The 410-nt window shown below is 77.1% G+C and carries 1 protein-coding gene; it reads left to right on the top strand.

Translation table 11 applies throughout. The features are described from left to right. Window positions 1-135: 135 nt before the first annotated feature. Window positions 136-410 (top strand): hypothetical protein (locus D476_RS40140; protein ID WP_394296936.1); only part of this gene is annotated, 275 nt, incomplete at its 3' end.

The raw sequence follows: 410 nt of genomic DNA, 5'->3' as shown, positions 1-410 counted from the left end.
GAGCGGCGGCAGGTACAGCCCCCCCGACAGCAGCGGCGGCAGCAGCACCGCCATCGTCCAGCCCCAGGCGGCGCGGGCCCGGCTGATCGTCCCGCGCAGCGGCGGCAGCAGCCCCCGGCCGCTGCCGACCTCCTCGTGCGTGACGATGTGCACGTCGATGTCGCCGGACTCGCGGGCCACGGTGGCGCCCACGCCCGGCCCGAACGCGTGCTGCCAGGCGCGGCGGCGCGAGGAGCCCAGCACGATCTGGGTGGCGTTCACCCCGCGGGCGAACTCCAGCAGCGCCGTGGGCACGTCGTCGCCGATCACCTGGTGGTAGGTGCCGCCCAGCTCGGCAAGCAGCCGCTTCTGCCGCACCAGCGCCTCGGTGGCCACCCGGGCCAGCCCGTCCCCGGCGGCCACGTGCACCG

Origin of the sequence: Nocardiopsis chromatogenes YIM 90109 (assembly GCF_000341185.1) — a bacterium.
GTDB classification, from domain to species: Bacteria; Actinomycetota; Actinomycetes; order Streptosporangiales; family Streptosporangiaceae; genus Nocardiopsis_A; species Nocardiopsis_A chromatogenes.
The sequence above is the reverse complement of the archived record's forward strand: the minus strand, read 5'-3'. Positions and strand labels throughout refer to the sequence as shown.